The sequence below is a fragment of the Fibrobacter sp. UWR3 genome (genome assembly GCF_900143055.1).
In the GTDB taxonomy this organism is placed as follows: domain Bacteria; phylum Fibrobacterota; class Fibrobacteria; order Fibrobacterales; family Fibrobacteraceae; genus Fibrobacter.
Genome location: NZ_FRCW01000010.1, coordinates 94,060 through 108,407, shown reverse-complemented (window position 1 = coordinate 108,407; position 14,348 = coordinate 94,060). Strand labels below are relative to the sequence as shown.

13 protein-coding genes are annotated in these 14,348 nt (G+C 52.6%); 11 read left to right on the top strand and 2 right to left on the bottom strand.

Annotation, left to right across the window (positions count from 1 at the left end; genetic code table 11):
• The first annotated feature begins 65 nt into the window (after positions 1–65).
• The 3 genes from BUA44_RS12680 (at position 66) to BUA44_RS12670 (ending at position 2,718) form a co-directional block, all read left to right on the top strand.
• A complete protein-coding gene (locus BUA44_RS12680; protein WP_072812656.1) occupies positions 66–371 on the top strand; it encodes a hypothetical protein in 306 nt (101 codons plus the stop codon).
• A 63-nt stretch (positions 372–434) separates the two neighbouring features.
• A complete protein-coding gene (gene nirJ1, locus BUA44_RS12675) occupies positions 435–1,607 on the top strand; it encodes a putative heme d1 biosynthesis radical SAM protein NirJ1 (protein WP_072812654.1) in 1,173 nt (390 codons plus the stop codon).
• A 73-nt stretch (positions 1,608–1,680) separates the two neighbouring features.
• Positions 1,681–2,718: an Lrp/AsnC family transcriptional regulator gene (locus BUA44_RS12670; protein WP_072812652.1), complete on the top strand. Its 1,038-nt coding sequence runs from the start codon at positions 1,681–1,683 to the stop codon at positions 2,716–2,718.
• Positions 2,719–2,725: 7 nt separating this feature from the next.
• Here BUA44_RS12670 and BUA44_RS12665 read toward each other — a convergent pair whose 3' ends face one another.
• Both BUA44_RS12665 and BUA44_RS12660 read right to left on the bottom strand, forming a co-directional pair.
• A complete protein-coding gene (locus BUA44_RS12665) occupies positions 2,726–3,286 on the bottom strand; it encodes a hypothetical protein (protein ID WP_143152001.1) in 561 nt (186 codons plus the stop codon).
• An 8-nt stretch (positions 3,287–3,294) separates the two neighbouring features.
• Positions 3,295–4,107 carry a hypothetical protein gene (locus BUA44_RS12660; RefSeq protein WP_143152000.1) on the bottom strand — a complete coding sequence of 271 codons (813 nt, stop codon included), beginning with the start codon at positions 4,105–4,107 and terminating at the stop codon, positions 3,295–3,297.
• A gap of 237 nt (positions 4,108–4,344) precedes the next feature.
• Here BUA44_RS12660 and BUA44_RS12655 point away from each other — a divergent pair, with 237 nt between their 5' ends.
• The 8 genes from BUA44_RS12655 to BUA44_RS12620 all read left to right on the top strand — a co-directional run bounded on the left by BUA44_RS12655 (position 4,345) and on the right by BUA44_RS12620 (position 14,337).
• Positions 4,345–5,496 (top strand): CotH kinase family protein, encoded by a 1,152-nt coding sequence (locus tag BUA44_RS12655; RefSeq protein ID WP_072812646.1) that lies wholly within the window; start codon positions 4,345–4,347, stop codon positions 5,494–5,496.
• A gap of 95 nt (positions 5,497–5,591) precedes the next feature.
• Entirely contained in the window at positions 5,592–7,022 is a 1,431-nt protein-coding gene (locus BUA44_RS12650; protein ID WP_143151998.1) for a hypothetical protein, read from the top strand.
• A 21-nt stretch (positions 7,023–7,043) separates the two neighbouring features.
• Positions 7,044–8,222 carry a hypothetical protein gene (locus BUA44_RS12645; RefSeq protein ID WP_143151997.1) on the top strand — a complete coding sequence of 393 codons (1,179 nt, stop codon included), beginning with the start codon at positions 7,044–7,046 and terminating at the stop codon, positions 8,220–8,222.
• Between the two features lie 27 nt (positions 8,223–8,249).
• A complete protein-coding gene (hemA, locus tag BUA44_RS12640) occupies positions 8,250–9,536 on the top strand; it encodes a glutamyl-tRNA reductase (protein ID WP_072812640.1) in 1,287 nt (428 codons plus the stop codon).
• A complete protein-coding gene (gene hemC / locus BUA44_RS12635; RefSeq protein WP_072812638.1) occupies positions 9,529–10,593 on the top strand; it encodes a hydroxymethylbilane synthase in 1,065 nt (354 codons plus the stop codon). Before hemA ends, hemC begins: the two co-directional genes overlap by 8 nt.
• 29 nt (positions 10,594–10,622) lie before the next feature.
• Positions 10,623–12,368, top strand: a complete 1,746-nt coding sequence (cobA, locus tag BUA44_RS12630) for a uroporphyrinogen-III C-methyltransferase (protein ID WP_255370557.1) — start codon at positions 10,623–10,625, stop codon at positions 12,366–12,368.
• A 32-nt stretch (positions 12,369–12,400) separates the two neighbouring features.
• Positions 12,401–13,288: an NAD(P)-dependent oxidoreductase gene (locus BUA44_RS12625; protein ID WP_072812636.1), complete on the top strand. Its 888-nt coding sequence runs from the start codon at positions 12,401–12,403 to the stop codon at positions 13,286–13,288.
• A gap of 32 nt (positions 13,289–13,320) precedes the next feature.
• Positions 13,321–14,337, top strand: coding sequence for a hypothetical protein (locus tag BUA44_RS12620; RefSeq protein WP_072812634.1), 1,017 nt, complete (start codon positions 13,321–13,323; stop codon positions 14,335–14,337).
• Positions 14,338–14,348: the final 11 nt, after the last annotated feature.

Sequence of the window (14,348 nt, the reverse complement as noted above, 5' to 3'; positions counted from 1 at the left end):
AATTGCTATCTTTGCGCCGTCAAATTAACATAATTGTCTAAAGACAAAATTCCAAGAGGTATATCATGGCAGAAGAAAAAGAAGTCAAATCCACAGAAGAAGTCAAGCCTCAGGAACCGAAATCTACAGAAAAATCTCAAGAAAAGAAGGCTCCGGCCAAGAAGAAACGCCCGATGAACGCAAAGCGCAAGGGTGCCGCTCCTGCTGCCAAGAAGCCCGCCATCTTCAGTGATTCCCTGGAAGACCGTTTCCCCAACCTCGCTGCTAAGCTCAAGAAGTCCATCGAGGACGGCATCAAGCAGAAAATCAAGGAAGCCCAGAACGACCCGAAGGTCAAGGCCGCATCCAAGAAGTTCGCTGCTGAAAAGTAATCTGACTTTTTAGACTTTAGAACACCCTCGGTTCGCCGAGGGTGTTTTTCTATATTTGCGCTCATGATTAGCATTACCAAGCTCTTGATGGATACCCCGAATTACGGGGATCAGCTGCGTTACGAACCTCGTGCCCACGAAAGCAAGAATGGCGTGGCGCCGGGACGCGGTCCCGTGGTGGTATGGAACTGCACCAAGACGTGCAACCTGAGTTGCGTGCACTGTTACGCCCGCTCCGAAGCCATCAAGTACCAGAATGAACTGACGCACGAAGAAGGCTTGGCGCTTATCGACCAGCTTGCCGATTTCAAGGTGCCGGTAATCCTCTTTAGCGGTGGCGAACCGCTGCTTCGCCCCGACTTTTTTGAACTTGCGAACTATGCGGCAAGCAAGGGAATTCGCCCGACCATCAGCACGAACGGCACCTGCATTACGCCCGACGTTGCAAAGAAGTTGAAAGACATGGGCGTGGGCTACGTGGGCATCAGCCTGGACGGCTGTGAGGCGACGCACGACAAGTTTCGCGGCAAGGAGGGCGCCTACAAGCTTGCGCTCCGCGGTATCCGTAACTGCGTGGCGACCGGCCAGAAGGTGGGGCTGCGCTTTACGATTACGCGCTACAACGTGCAGGATTTGAACGCTATTTTCGACCTGCTCGAAAGCGAGAATATTGACCGCGTGTGCTTCTACCACCTGGTCTATAGCGGGCGCGGTTCCGCGATGGTCGCAAATGACCTGAACCACGAAGAGAGCCGCAAGGCGATGGACCTGATTATTGACCGCACGCTCGACTTCAAGAAGCGCGGGATAAACAAGGAAATTCTGACCGTCGATAACCACGCCGATGCAGTCTACCTTTACTTGCGCATGAAACGCGAGGACCCTGCCCGAGCAGAGAAGGTGCTGGAACTTATCCAGCGTAATGGCGGTAACCGCAGCGGTATGGCCTTCGGGAACATCGACAGCATCGGGAATGTTCACCCCGACCAGTTCACGCAGTACATTACCCTCGGGAACGTGCGCGAAAGGAACTTCGGAGAAATCTGGAGCGACGAAAGCAACCCGATTATGGCGGGGCTCAAGAACAGGAAGCCGATTTTGAAGGGACGCTGCCCCAAGTGCGCCTACCTGAACCTGTGTAATGGCAACTTCCGCACCCGCGCCGAGGCCGTGACCGGAGATTTCTGGGAACAGGATCCGGCCTGCTACCTGACGGACGAGGAGATTAATGGATAATTGATAATGGATGATGTGAAATTATCAATTATCAATCATCAATCAGTTTTTCACTCCTCACTTCACATTGAATATGACTGAACTTGAACAGCGTCTTCTCTCTGTCATTCAGGACGCCTTCCCGCTGGAAGAACGCCCGTACAGGCGTTTGGCGGAGATGCTGAACGCGCAGGAAGCGTGTGCTGGCGGCGATGCTCGCGGGCATCTCACGGAACAAGCGGTCTTCGATGCTGTCGAGAACCTGCGACGCTCGGGCGTTATTCGCCGTATCGGTGGCATCTACGATTCCCGCAGGCTCGGGTTTATTTCGCGGCTCTGTGCGGGCAAGGTTACCGACCTCGACAAGTTCGCCTCTGCAGTTAACGAGATTCCCGCGATTACGCACAACTACGTGCGCTCCCACGAATACAACGTGTGGTTTACCGCCATTGCGGAGTCGGAAGGCGAAATCCGCGCAATCGTTGACGGGCTCTGCGCAAGTACGGGCCTGCACGACGTGCATATCCTTACCGCGACAAAGAAGTTCAAGATAAACACGGTAATGCGCGTCTTGAAAGAAAATGAAGATTCCCGCCTACGCGGGAATGACGATCAAGGCGCGCAATTCAAAACCGCCTTATCGTTGTCCGACAAGGCACGCATCCGCATCGCCTGTGACGATATCCCGCACACGCTCACGCCGTTTGCGGATTGGGGTGTTTCATGCGAAGCACTCCGCGACGACCTCGTGCAAAAGAGAATGCGCCGCTTCGGGGCAATCCTCCGGCATCAGGACGCCGGCTTCGCGTATAATGCTATGGTCTGCTTTAAATTAGACGAGAGACTAGAGACGAAAGACGAGAGAAGTGTTATCCTGAGCGACCCCTGGAAGGGGGAGTCGAAGGATCTTGCTGGTGCAATCCTTGCAAACAAGCCATACATTTCGCACTGCTACGAGCGCCCAGCCTTCGAAGGCTTCCCGTACACACTCTATGTGATGATGCACGCGCAGTCCGCCGAAGAACTGGATGCGTTCATAAAGGATGCCGCTGTCTCTATCGGCAATCCCGAATACGCAGTGCTCCATTCCGTCAGGGAACTCAAGAAGACGAGTTTCAGGTTCTTCGCGTGATTCCTGACTAGAACTTGCAGCCGAGCGAGGCGTAGAATATGCCTCGCTGCCCGAAACTCAGCAAGTTTAGGGTCAGGGGTAGAGTCTTTCCCAGTTCAAGCCCGAGCAGGGTCGCATGGAACATGGGGGCAGCGCCATTCCCGTTGAAGGCAACGCCCGCATCCAGTTCCATAAACGGATTCACGAACCCGTTTACGTTGAAATTCAGTTTTGCCCTTGGCATGATGGTGTAGAGCGACTCGTCCTTGATAGGCATGGAGTAGTTGAAGACGAGGCCTGTTTCAAATATTTCATTGACCTTGTAGCCGTAGTCTATGGAAACTGCGCCCAGGATTCCAAAGGAGTCTTCTTCGCCGAATATGCTTATGATTGCTGAGCCAACTATGCCGACAAAGTCCGAAATGGTCAAGATGCCGTAGCCGATGCTTATGGAATGGCGCTTGAATTCGGGTTCATTTTTGACGGACTTTTCTGTGTCGGGCTGTACGTCGGTATAGTTCTCCGGTTCCTGTGCGAAAGACATTGCAGCGGAAAGCATGAGTGACAAGAGAATGACTTTAAGTTTCATATATCCTCCTAATACAATTTAGTTTCTATTGCGATGCGGTGGCCGGCCTCGAAGCCAAAAATCGTGCCGTCGTGAATCTCGTAGTTTATACCGAACCCGACGGAGCGCCCGAACATGCGGAAAAACCGCGTGACGTCGAACTTCATCTTGTAACCGTGGTACTTGTCGTCCATCTTGCGGTACGCGCGGGCGAGGTTCCTGTTTTCGGATTCCTCGATGCGCGCCTGGTACAGGAATACCTCGCTGAGTTGCCAACCCGTATGGAGGGTGTCGTTCCAGCCGAGTTTCCACACGAGCGATGCCTTGAACCCGATTTCGTCACCGGGCTTGTAGTTCTTGTCTTCGAGGAAGGCATTGTACCGGAACGCCGTCCCGAGCGAAAGCGTTCTCGAAAATTGCAAATAACTGAACGGTTCGATATTCAGGCGGTGGAAGCGGTTCTTTTGCGAGCCCTCGCCGGGAGGGGACCGCCAGCCCGCATTGAGCCCCAGGAAAGATACGGGTAGGACCCTTATTCCGGCGTATGTCTCGTTGAACCCGTTTACGTGCAGGTTGCAGTAGTTGTGGAGATACCCTTCTGTTGAATACTCGTAACTCACGCCCAGGAATCTGAATGCCCCGTCCACATAGAGGCTCAGGTATCGCGGGATTATCGCGTATTCCGCCGCAACGTCCATATCGAGGCTGTACACGTCTTCGTCGAGCTCAAACGCCCCCTGCACGGCAATTCCCGTTGTAGGCGGCAAAATCGGGTGCAGGTTCTCTGTGGCCAAGGCAGCCACACAGAGAAACGGTAATATGCATCCGAAAACTTTGCTCATGTATGGAAATATATCAAATTTTTGTTGCAGTGCATCTTGTATATATTATATTTCTTGCAGATGCTTTCATTTATCCTGCATAGGGCGGCCGCGCATTTTAAACCTGCGTTACAATCGCGTTTTAAACCCGCGTTGCATGCGCATTTTTATCCCGCGCAACTCGTCGTAGTCACGGCGTTATTTTGTCTGTGCGCCTGCCTGGACGAGCCCACCGAATCATCGCCGGATTTTCTCCCGATGGACGATTCCGTGTACCCGTATGCGAATCTGCCCCGCATTGTCATCGAGACGGAGAATTTCGCCGGAATCCGTGACCGCGAAACGGAAATCCCTTCACGCCTGCAGATATACGGCAAGGACGCCCCCGAAAGCGAAGTCTACGAACTCACCGTGCGCGGGCGCGGCAATTCCAGTTTCAAGATGCCCAAGTACGGCATGAAACTTGAATTTAAGGACAAAGTAAGCTTGTTCGGGATGCCCAAGAATCGTGATTGGGCGCTCGTGGCGAATTTCGGTGACAAGAGTCACCTGCGGAACTATATGGCGACCCGCCTTTCGGAATGGCTGGGCATGCCCTATACCCCGCGATGCAAGTTTGTCGAGGTGTACCTGAACCGCAATTATGTGGGCCTCTACCTTCTCATGGAAACTGTGAAGGTGGCTCGCGAACGCGTGAATATTCCCGAAAACGATACCACTTTCCTCTTCGAGAAGGAAAACGACAAGAAAATCGATGAACCGTTTATCCGCTCGAGCATCGGGTATGCGTTCCATGTAAAGTCCCCGAAGAATCCTTCCGAGGAATCGCTTGAACTCTTGCGCAGCCATCTCGCCGATTTCGAGGATGTCTTGCTGCATTTCAGTACCTCCGATACGGGGGCTATCGCGCGGTGGATTGACATGGACGACTTCAAGCCTTACTACTGGGTGCAGGAATTTTCCAAGAACGAGGATGCCATTTTTGCCAGGAGCATTTTTATGACTTGGCAGAAGGGGAGCCCGATCCATTTTGGCCCCATCTGGGATTTTGACATTTCGTTCGGCAACGAGTCTCGTGAGCTCAATCGCAAGTTTGAAAACTGGCATATCCGCAGTTATCGCTGGTTCTACTATTTCTTCAGGGACGATGCTATCCGTTCGCAAATAAGGGAGTACTGGTTCGAACACCGCGAAACCTTCCGTGCCCTGGTAGATAGCGTGCCGTTGTACAGGTCTATTATCGAGGATGCCGTAAAGAACGAGTACCGGCGCTGGCCTATCATGAGTAATACCGAGAACTGGGCGCTCAAGGACCCCTACGAGGATTACGACGAGGCCATCGATGTCATGGTCCGGTGGATGAAGGACCGCTTTGACTGGATAGAAACGACACTGAAAGAGGAAAAATAAAGAAAAAGTCGGAAATTTTTAAGAAAAAAGTAGGCCCTAATCTGAGCGGTTATGGAAATAAATTAGTTTTATGCTATAACAATATGGAGCAATTTATGCTTTTTAAACGTTTGTCCCTTCTCGTTTCATTCTTTGCCGTTATGGTGTTTGCGCAGGAGCCAGCCTCCTTCACGGAAGTGCCCCTGCAGGCTTCGGCCAACGTCGAAAAGAAGGACGATAATTCCTCCACGATATCGGTGTTCGTCAAGAACCCCGAAGAAATCCGTGCATTGCAGGAGGACTTGAAGAACTTGCAGACCATGGTGGGGGATTCGAACCCCGAGGTCGCGGCTCTTTTGAAGAGGGCGAACCGCGTAGCGGAGATGAACGACCGATGCGCCTCCATTTCGCTGAACGACCTCCTGGATACGACATGTGCCCGCTTCTATGAAGTGGAACTCCCCGCGTTCGAAAACGAGTACATGGAAGTGACGGGCGAGGTCAGGCTCGGTTCCATGCGCATGGCGACCACCCTTGAGGAACGTACCCGCCAGTTGGCGAGCTGCTCCGAAGCGTTGACCAGCATTATCATTAGCCGTGAACAGTTGCTCCGCCTTCGCGGTAACGTGTACCTGGAACCCATCAACTTCGATGGCGATTTTGATGCCGAATACATCTTCTCGCTTTCCTATGACCCGGCGCGTGTGGAACAGCAACAGCGCCTAGCGAGCCTCTGGATTGAAAAGTGCGGCCCTATCGTGGTTCGCCAGTCCGGGTCGGAATTTGCCCCGATGTTTATCGCCACGTTGAAGGTAAAGAACGATTCCTTGAAGAAGGCGGGCTCGAACGTGAAATTCATGCTGAACAAGAAGACGCTTATGCTCCGCATAGATATGCGTAGGCCGGTGAGTGGCGCTTACTACCTGAACGGCGTGCGCCTTTTCGAAAAGACCATCGACGCTGACCAGAAGCAGTCGAACCTCCTCTTCGATATCAAGAACAAGAAGGCCGTTCTGAACCAGCCCAAGGATGCCGAAATCCAGAAGTTCCATGGCAAGGAAGTCTTCAAGAAGTTGAAGAAGATGGAAATGGTTGGCCGCTGGGCTTGGGACGAGGAAAAGTTGCCCGATGAAGTTGTCAAGACGGAAGTTCACGAAGAATCCGAAGTCATGACGGCCGAAGACTCCCTTACGTACAAGCAGGGAATTGCTGAACTTGAACGTGCCATCGCCGAAGAAAACAATGAAACAGCCGCTGCCGAGGCTTCTGCTGCCGAGGCGGCAAGTGATGCCGCTGGAGGTGAAGGCAAGAAGAAGTCTATCCACTGGATTCCGCTTGCGATTTCGGGAGCCGTACTTGCGGGCGGTGTCGCCATTGCGTACGTGTTCAACAAGAAGGCGAAGGATGAAAGGGATGCGTTTGAAAATGGTAGCACCGGCTATGAAGAAAGCAAGAAGGCCGTGCAGGATTACCAACGAAATCGTACAATCGGTGTGAGCTTCGCGATTATCGGTGCAGTCGGTGTTGGTCTTTCATTTGTTTTCTAAGGCAGGAGTGTCGAGGTGAATATGAAAAAGATTCGTTTGTCTGTTGTGATGCTCTCCGCAGCCATGATGACTGCCTGTACGGACTATGTGGCTGAAATTGAGGATATTCAGCAAGAACGCGCGGATAATCTAAATGCTATGTACGAAAATAGTCAAACAAATGATCCGTCGGAACTCATTTTCTTCTCGGGATGTACCTGTGAAGTGAACAGGGGAAACCTTATCGAGGTGGGTGGGCGGCTGTATTACAATACGGCGTCCAATTTCCCAACGATTTCCTACGCTCTCGTAAATTGTGCAAACATGCCGGATAAGGTTGAACGCCTAACGGGATACTACGAAAACATGTTCATAGAATCCTACAGTGTTTATCAAAAGGAGGGTGTCTGGTGGGCGGAGCTTCAACTGAACGGAACTGCACAGAACGCTTTACTTGGTGGTACGGTTTCCACAGCTTTGAGTACGTATGGTAATAGTAAGCCTATGGCTAGCTCTGTTGAATGTCCCTCGGTAAGTTTCGGATACAAGAATACGGTTGAAGAAACTGCTCCGGTACAGAACCCGTCGTCAGTTCAACCATCTTTATCCAGTAAAATTCCCTGTGGTGACCTGTGGTGCGGACCTACGGATACGGAAGGCAAGGTTGAAACAGGCTCTGATGATGAAACAGCCGGTTACTGGTTTGAATTCAATGATGCTAACGACTACGGTACGTCTTCTATCTCTTATCCGCCCGATGTCTCGGTGAATGAATATGATAATTTCTTCGGCCCACTCACTGAAGCGTATCAAGGAATCAAGGGTACTGTTATGATAGGTGCTGGCTATGATTACCCTTATGTCGGCTTGGGCTTTAATCTTGTGAGCGGAGATCAGGAGGGCACGAATATCTCCCGTTGGGACGGAATCTGCCTGGTCTATTCATCCAACTTGAATTTTGCAATAGAATTGCAAGTAGAAGATGAGGCCACAGTTACGGAATACAATAACTATAAGGCATCCGTTGCACGCTCGGCAAATATGACTACCATTGACTACCCTTGGTCTAAATTTAAGCAAGAGGTCGGTTGGGGTAAAACGGTTGTAATTGATTCTGTACTTAGAAAGACAGCTGCAATCAAGCTAAAGTACCAAGGCGTAGCCGGTTCTACGGGTGATTTCGTATTCTATTCCATCGGCCGCTTGGGAACCTGCAAATAGTCTAGCCTCTTTTTCTATCTTTGGGCCATGCGCAAAATCTACATGGCAGGCATGAGCCACAAGGTGGCCGAAATCGCAGTCCGCGAAAAGTTCTACATCCCGATGGATGTGAAGACGGAAGCGCTCGGCCATTCTCCGTTTGACGAACTCCTGATTCTTGCGACGTGCAACCGTACCGAAGTCTACGTGGCATCGGACAGGGAAATTGCCGAGGCGGAACTCGTGCAGTACGTGTGCAAGCTTGCGGGGCAAAGGTTCGAGGATTTTGCGAAGTTCTTTTACTTCAAGGCGGGTGATGACGTTGCGCATCATGTGATGAACGTGTGTGCGGGGCTCGATTCGGTAGCGGTGGGCGAGGACCAGATTCTGCACCAGATTGGCCGTGCCTACGAGACGGCGCACAGCCTGCATGCGACGGGCAACAGCCTCAACAAGTTGTTCCAGGGTGCAATCCACACAACCAAGCGCATCAAGACAGAAACAAACCTGAGCAAGCTCAGCTGCAACATCCCGTTTTTGGCGATGAAGCAGGTGCAGCGCACGTTCGATGACCTCGAAAACCGCTCCGTGTATATCGTGGGTCTAGGCGAGATGGGTTCCCTGATGCTCAAATACGTGCAGGAATACACCACGAACATCTTCGCGAGCAGCAGGACTTTCGCGAATGCCGAAAAGTTTGCGGACGTGCTCACCCCCGTAAAACTCGAGGACCGCTACAAGGTGCTGGGCAAGTGCGATGTTGTCGTACTGTGCAGCATCTGCCAGGAACCCCTTATCACGAAGGATGAATTCGAGAACGCTTTGTCAGAGTGTCATTCTGAGCCCTTCGGCAAGCTCAGGGCAGGCTCCGCAGCTAGCGGAGCGATAGAATCCAAGCGTCTAATCATTGACCTCGGTAGCCCGCGCAATGCGGAAGCCTCCATTGGCGAAATTCCCGGTGTGCAGTACGTGTGCGTCGATGACCTCGAAAAGATTGTTTCGGAGAATCGCCGCCTGCGCATGGTGGAACTTGAGGCCGCACAGAAAATTTTGAAGGAAGGTCTGGACGAGTTCTTGCAGTGGTACCGCATGGACGAGGTTTCGAAGGATATCCGCGTGCATGCCGACAGGATGGTTGCAACCGCGAACGAGGAATCCGAAAAGCTGTTGCGCTCGATGCCCGACTTGCCGGAAAATGAACGCGAACGCATCCGCATGATGTACGAACGCTTTGCGAAGAAGATGGCGAACGATTACCTGTACAAGGTAAAGGCGGGCAATTCTCCCGAAGACGTGAAGGTGTTCCTCAAGTGTCTGGAGGCAAGCGATGAATAATGCCGTTTTTTCGCAGGGCGGAGATGTGCGCCCGCTGCGGATTGCGACGCGCAAGAGCGCCCTTGCCGTGGCGCAGACTACGCTTGCCGCCAACGCCCTCGTGTCGGCGAACCCGGACCTTACTTACGAACTCGTGACGATGACGACCGAGGGCGACCGAAGGCTCGACAAGTCCCTTGCGAGTTTCGGTGGCAAGGGCGTGTTCATCAAGGAACTCGAAGTCGCCCTGCTTGAAGGTCGTGCCGATATTGCGGTCCACAGCCTGAAGGACATGCCGGCAGAAGTCTTGCCGGAATTCAGGCTGGCCGCTGTCCTCAAGCGCGAAGACCCGCGCGATGCGTTTATTGCCCGCGAGGGTGCAGACGGCGTGCACTTTATGGACTTGCCCTCGGGTGCCCGCGTCGGTACGGGCAGCATCCGCAGGGTGGTGCAGCTCAAGGCGCTCCGTCCGGACTTGGAATACGTGCCCATCCGCGGGAATATCCAGACGCGCCTCTCGAAACTTGATGAACTTGACGGAGTCGTGCTGGCGGCTGCAGGCCTCAAGCGCATGGGCCTTGCAGACCAGGTGACGGAATACTTCGATACCGATAAAGTTTTGCCTGCATCTGGCCAGGGAATCCTCGCGATTGAGACTTTGTCCGATTGTCATTCTGGAGGGAGCCTTGCGACCGATAGAATCCAGACAATCCTCTCCCGTGTGAACGACGTTCCCACCTATTGTATCGCGGTTGCCGAGATGGCCTTCCTCAAGGCGCTCAATGCGGGCTGCCAGTTCCCGGTGGCGAGTTTCGCCGAATTCGTTTCTCCGGCAGGGAAAGACGAATTTGCGAACGATTCGCAAATCCATGGCGGGGAGGAAGGCTGCCAGCAGGTTATGAAAATCCACGGCATCTACTGGGACGAATCTCCACAGCGGTTGCTTCGTGCGGAACATGGCGTGCAGTTTGGCGCGCTTGAATCCGGTATGGGCGATTCGTTTGAAAATGCTGTGACGCAGGCCCGCGAGGCGGGAATTGCTCTTGCGGGTAAAATCCGCGAACAGCTTGCGCGCTGATTCCCTGTAACTTTCTATTTTTACACTCGATGAAAGGAACCGTTTATTTAATCGGTGCAGGTCCCGGCGATCCCGGGCTATTGACGCTCCGTGGCAAGGAAATTCTGGAAAAGGCCGACGTGGTGGTCTATGACCGCCTGGTTTCGCCTGCAATTCTTGGCATGTGCAATCCGAAGGCCAAGATGGTGGACGTGGGCAAGATGCCGACGCACCATAAGGTCAAGCAGTCCGAAATCAACAGACTCCTGGTGCAATTTGCTTGCGAATTTCCCGGCGGTGTGATAGCGCGCCTCAAGGGCGGCGACCCGTTCGTGTTCGGGCGTGGCGGCGAGGAGGCTTTGGAACTTGTTGCTGCCGGTGTCGAATTCGAGGTGGTTCCGGGCATTACGTCTGCTATCTCCGTGCCTGCGTATGCGGGCATACCTGTAAGCCATCGCGGGATTGCGACGAGTTTTCACATCATCACCGGGCATGAGCGTGCAGATAAAGTGGACCGTATTGCTGCGCTCCAGAGTGACAGTCATTCTGGAGCCGAAGGCGATAGAATCCATGGCAATCTCTCTCTTGACTTCGAGACTCTCGCGAAGTGCCCCGGCACGCTCATATTCCTGATGGGCGTCGCCAACATGGATTTTATTGCCCGCCGGCTTATGGAATGCGGGAAGGACCCGAAAACTCCGCTCGCCTTTATCGAGAAGGGCACGACCCCGTACCAGCGCACCGTCATGGCGACGCTCGAGACTGCGGGGGAGACGATTGCCCGCGAAAACGTGACTGCCCCCGCGATTACGATTATGGGTGGCGTCGTGGAACTCGGGAACACGCTTGCGTGGAAAAAGAACTTGCCTCTTGCCGGCAAGCGCCTCGTGGTGACCCGTGCCGCAAAGCAGGCCAGCGGGATTACCGCACGCCTCACGGCCCTCGGCGCCGAAGTCATCGAAACTCCGATGATTGAAACCAGGGATGTCATCCCCGCGACTTCATCTGTCATCCCCGCGAAGGCGGGGATCTCCTCAGCCGATTTCAATGCCCTCGCGAATTTCGACATCCTCGCCTTCACGAGCACGAACGGCGTGGAAAGTTTCTTCAGGCAGCTGTTCGCCGCAGGTTACGACGTGCGCGTGCTTGCCGGCAAGAAGATTGCGAGCGTCGGCAAAATTACCGAAAAGAAGTTGCTTGAATACGGCATCCGCTGCGACTACGTGCCCGAAGACCACACCGGCGAAGGACTAGGTCGTTTGTTACGTGATGTGGTTAACAAGGAGGAACGTGTCATCCTGAGCGGAGAGCGTAGCTCGGAGTCGAAGGATCTCATTGAATCCCGCATTCTCCTCCTGCAGGGCAATCTCGCTGACGATACCCTGCTCAAACTGCTCCCGCAGGCGACCCGCTGGGTGGTCTACGAAACGCTCCCGGTCGCTGAACTCCCCGAATGGAAACGCGAGGCCGTTGTCGGCGCCGATGCCGTCGTGTTTGCGAGCACCAGCGCCGTCGAAAATTTCTGCAGTGTCATCCTGAGCTATACGACACTAGGGGCTTCGCCCCTTAGTGGCAGTTATGCCCTTTGGGTAGGAGAGCGTAGCTCGGAGTCGAAGGATCTTAATAGAGAATCTTTGACTACGCCTGCTTCTTGTTCTCCCCGTCTCGCATTCTGCATCGGCCGCATGACTGAATCTGCCGCCCGCAAGCACGGCTTTGAAACGGTCACCTCCGACGAGACGACGATGGATTCCCTCGTAAAAAAGATTGTGGAGCATTACAAAAAAGAATCCTAATCTCACATTCCACACCTCACACTCCACATTGTATGAAAGCTATCCTGATTATTGCGCATCATTGCATTTTGCCTGGGGCCTACAAGGGCTTCGAAGGTATTTTGGACAAACTTCATCATGATTTGCCCGGTACGCGTGTGGCAAGCACGAGCTTGCTCGATTTGGAAAACGACCTGCGCACGCTCCTCCGCGAAGATGTGGAATCGGTGACGCTCCTGCCGTTCCTGCTTTTGAACGGCCAGCATACGAAAAACGACGTTCCCCGCGTGGTCGCTAAGCTACAGGAGGAATTTCCGCAGATTCCTATAACGCTTATGCCCTGCCTCGGCGACTGGAAGGAATTCTCCGACATGGTCGTCGCCGGCATCCGCAATGCTCAGAAGGAAACTGTACGTCAGTCGTCAAATTCCACATTGCACACTACACATTCCACATCTCACACATCAAACCTTTTCTCCATCGAACTGAATCTCGAAGGCCGTAACGTTCTCGTTGTGGGCGGTGGCCGCATTGCACTGCGCAAGGTCAAGACGCTCCTCCCGACAGGCGCGCACATTACCGTTGTCGCCCCGCAAATCGATCCTGAATTTACCACGATCCCGTCTATCGTCTTGAAAAATCGTCCCTACGAACCGCTCGACCTTCGCGGAATCTTCATGGTCTTTATCTGCACCGACAAGCCCGCTGTCAATGCACGGGTCAGCAACGATGCCCGTGCCCGCCGCATTCTGGTCAACAACGCCTGTGATTACCTCGATGGAGACTTTATCGTGCCCGCCCGCATGGATTTCGGCGAAAACATCGCCGTGACCGTCTCCACGCAGGGCCGCGCCCCCTCACTTGCCAAGAAACTCAAGCAGAAAATCCAATCCGAATGGGCCGAAGGCCTCGAACAGGTCGAACGGGAATTCGGCAAGTAATTTTTCGTTCTATTCTTTTGTATATATAGGCTATGGTGCGCCTAGTTTTTGCGATTCTTTTATTGAATGTTGCTCTGTTTGCACAGGTGTCGCGTCCTACGGAAGCGACTCGTCTTCCTGATGGCTTTGAGGATATTTTTGAAACAATCGCAAAAGATGCAGAAAAATTGCGTATCAACAAGAAGTTTTGTGAAGCCAATACATACGGCATGAACGTCCTTGTCCTAGACGGCTATTTTGTCGTGAAGTACAACCAGCCATTTTCTGTAACGACCGTTGATGTTTTAAACACCCGAATCTTTACGAGTGATACGACTCGCGAGCGCCCTGTCTGGGCTAGGGTCTATAATGTCTTTCAGGCATCGCCCGATTCCGTTGTCCATTTTTTGAAGGAACTGCGCAAGAATAACGCAGGGAAGTTGGACCAGAACGAACTGAATTTCTCGTTCCCTTATCAGGACGAAAGCATCTATAAATACAAGAAGTTTCTCGGTAAGTTAAAGGCGGCCGGGTTTACCAAGATTCGTCTCCTGGCAAGGCATGAGGAATTTGGTGCCGAGGTGTATAGAAAGTTGCAACTCAAAAAATACAGTAAAAAAGAAATTGATTTGCGTGAAAGTATAAAGCATCGCTGCAATACAAGCTGGCTGCGTATTACGGATTCGCACCTTTCTTTTTCTGCGTATAAGCCTATTTCTCAAATAGAAATGGTTGTGGGGAAGGGGTCTCGCTCTATTAAAGGTGTACGCGATGTCGTTTCAAAGAATCGGCCGCTGATGGATAAGATCCACAAAAAGTTCGCAAAGCTTTTGCCCCGTCTAAAGGATGTCAAGAACCCTGAACATCCCGATGCACCAGTTCAGATTGAGGTCTTTGTGAAATTCACTATAGACGCGGATGGCAAGGTTACGAAGGTGGAAAAGCAATCCTCGAATTCCGAAAATGAGGAATTTGACAAGGCTATTTGTGATGAACTTGCTACCTGGACATTCGAAAAGGCTGATTTTGAATCTAAGGTAACGGTTCCTTTCAAATTCAAGAAGAGATGAACTTTTTTATA

Excerpts from the sequence above, each read along its gene's own strand:
- nirJ1 (WP_072812654.1), top strand. The coding sequence starts at position 435 with ATGATTAGCATTACCAAGCTCTTGATGGATACCCCGAATTACGGGGAT.
- cobA (WP_255370557.1), top strand. The coding sequence starts at position 10,623 with ATGAAAGGAACCGTTTATTTAATCGGTGCAGGTCCCGGCGATCCCGGG.
- BUA44_RS12650 (WP_143151998.1), top strand. The coding sequence starts at position 5,592 with ATGCTTTTTAAACGTTTGTCCCTTCTCGTTTCATTCTTTGCCGTTATG.
- BUA44_RS12665 (WP_143152001.1), bottom strand. The coding sequence starts at position 3,286 with ATGAAACTTAAAGTCATTCTCTTGTCACTCATGCTTTCCGCTGCAATG.
- hemA (WP_072812640.1), top strand. The coding sequence starts at position 8,250 with ATGCGCAAAATCTACATGGCAGGCATGAGCCACAAGGTGGCCGAAATC.
- BUA44_RS12625 (WP_072812636.1), top strand. The coding sequence starts at position 12,401 with ATGAAAGCTATCCTGATTATTGCGCATCATTGCATTTTGCCTGGGGCC.
- BUA44_RS12660 (WP_143152000.1), bottom strand. The coding sequence starts at position 4,107 with ATGAGCAAAGTTTTCGGATGCATATTACCGTTTCTCTGTGTGGCTGCC.
- hemC (WP_072812638.1), top strand. The coding sequence starts at position 9,529 with ATGAATAATGCCGTTTTTTCGCAGGGCGGAGATGTGCGCCCGCTGCGG.
- BUA44_RS12655 (WP_072812646.1), top strand. The coding sequence starts at position 4,345 with ATGGACGATTCCGTGTACCCGTATGCGAATCTGCCCCGCATTGTCATC.
- BUA44_RS12645 (WP_143151997.1), top strand. The coding sequence starts at position 7,044 with ATGAAAAAGATTCGTTTGTCTGTTGTGATGCTCTCCGCAGCCATGATG.
- BUA44_RS12670 (WP_072812652.1), top strand. The coding sequence starts at position 1,681 with ATGACTGAACTTGAACAGCGTCTTCTCTCTGTCATTCAGGACGCCTTC.
- BUA44_RS12680 (WP_072812656.1), top strand. The coding sequence starts at position 66 with ATGGCAGAAGAAAAAGAAGTCAAATCCACAGAAGAAGTCAAGCCTCAG.
- BUA44_RS12620 (WP_072812634.1), top strand. The coding sequence starts at position 13,321 with ATGGTGCGCCTAGTTTTTGCGATTCTTTTATTGAATGTTGCTCTGTTT.